This is a genomic window from Micromonospora sp. NPDC002575, assembly GCF_042889525.1.
GTDB classification, from domain to species: Bacteria; Actinomycetota; Actinomycetes; order Mycobacteriales; family Micromonosporaceae; genus Micromonospora; species Micromonospora carbonacea.
The window spans coordinates 1-1,621 of sequence record NZ_JBIARA010000068.1 but is presented as its reverse complement, the minus strand read 5'-3'; the positions used below and the strand labels follow the sequence as shown (position 1 = coordinate 1,621).

Genomic DNA, 1,621 nt, shown 5'->3' with positions numbered 1-1,621 from the left:
GGCGACCGATGCGGTAGGTGCCGGGGGCGATGGCCATTCCCCCGTGCTCCGGGTGGAGCAGGTATGCCTCCGCGCCGTCGGGGACGGTGAGCGTGCCGAGGACCAGCTCGTCGCCGCGGCCGTCGGCCGGGGTGAAGCACACGCCCGAGTCTGCGGCTGCGTGGAGGCTGTGGGTGTTGCCTCCGGCCTCGCCGCGGACGACGGGGAATCCGGCCTGCGGCAGGAGCGTCGTGGCGTGCTGGGTGGTGACGCGGAGGATGCTGACGTCGCCCTGGCAGGCGGCCCGGGTGACGACGGGCAGTGCGGTGTCGCGGTCGAGGTGGTCAAGGACGCGGGTGGCGGCGAGAGTCTCCAGCTCGGACAGGGTGATCATGGTGTGTCCTTTCTGTGGTGAGTTGTGGCGGCTGCTAGCGGCGGACTTCGAGCTGCTGGTAGGCGGCCAGGGGCATGCCGTACATCTCGGCGGCCGCTTCGATGGGGTCGGTGTGGTGTGAGGGGACGGGGAGGCCGAACCGGCGGCGGGTGCCGTCGGGCTCGGGGCTGCCGTTCACGGCGAGGAGGATGCGGGCGGGCTCCTCGTACAGGTCGGCGAGTTCCTCGGGGAGGTCGTAGAGGGCGAGGTGGTAGGGAGGGTTGCCGGGGTCGGGCGCGGAGGCGATCTTGCGTAGGCCGGATTCCTGGATGAAGTGATCCCAGCCGAGCTTTTCGATGGCGCAGCGGCGGACTTCCGCGTTGGGTTCCTCAAGGATCTGTTTGAGGGTCCATTCGGTTTCGATGAGGGTTTGAGGGACGCGGGTGCCGTGCCAGGACCAGATGGCGAAGCCGTCGGGGTAGGCGATGGCGGGTCCGTCTTCGCAGTGCAGGCGGGCCTGGCTGTCGCGGTGGAGGGTGGTGGGGCGTTCAGTGAGGATGACGGCGTTGGTGAAGGGCCACCACCAGCCTGCGCTCTGGGCGACGCGCATCATGCCTGCGAGGCGGTCGGCTTCAGTGAGGGCGGAGTGCTGGCGGAAGTAGTCGCAGAAGGCAAGCCATCCGGCATCGTGCTGGCCGGGGGCTGCCTTGTAGACCTGATCCCGGACCTGAGCCCGGACCTGAGCCCGGACCTGAGCCCCGACCTGATCCCAGACCTGATCCCAGACCTGAGCCCCGACCTGATCCCGGACCTGATCCACGACCTGAGCCCGGACCTGATCCCAGACCTGAGCCCCGACCTGAGCCTCAGCAGTCGTGAGCATCCAGGCGCCGATCGCACCCGCCATGGGCGAGTCCAGCCAGATCATCATCTGCGGGGGCTCCAGACCAGCCGCACGGTACGCCTCGCACACGCCTGCTTCACCCTCGGCCCGGTCAGCCGGACCGGTGGCAAGTCCGTACTGGAGCCATTCGTCACGGACGGTGGGCAGCGCGGCAAGCTGCCGTGCGGTCAATTGAGTGATCTTCACTCCGGTGTTCTCCTTGGGGTTGGGCCCCGCCGCAGGTTCGGGCCGCGGCGGGGCTGCTGACTACTGGCCGACGGGTGCGCCGCAGCGGGCACAGAAGTGCCGCCCCGGACTGTTCGGCGCCTTGCAGCGCGGGCAGGTCACGAGGTGTCCTTCTCGCTGGCCGGGCACTGGTCCCGGTG

The 1,621-nt window shown here is 69.5% G+C and carries 3 protein-coding genes; all 3 read right to left on the bottom strand.

What is annotated here, in order from left to right; translation table 11 throughout:
* Positions 1 to 373, bottom strand: a 373-nt coding sequence (locus ACFYWL_RS31140; RefSeq protein WP_386980397.1) for a hypothetical protein, incomplete at its 3' end; no start/stop codon positions are given.
* Between the two features lie 34 nt (positions 374 to 407).
* The gene (locus tag ACFYWL_RS31135; RefSeq protein WP_386980394.1) at positions 408 to 1,442 is read right to left on the bottom strand and encodes a DUF6745 domain-containing protein; all 1,035 of its coding nucleotides are present in this window, start codon (positions 1,440 to 1,442) and stop codon (positions 408 to 410) included.
* Positions 1,443 to 1,502: 60 nt separating this feature from the next.
* Positions 1,503 to 1,583 carry a zinc-ribbon domain-containing protein gene (locus ACFYWL_RS31130; protein WP_386980400.1) on the bottom strand — a complete coding sequence of 27 codons (81 nt, stop codon included), beginning with the start codon at positions 1,581 to 1,583 and terminating at the stop codon, positions 1,503 to 1,505.
* Positions 1,584 to 1,621: the final 38 nt, after the last annotated feature.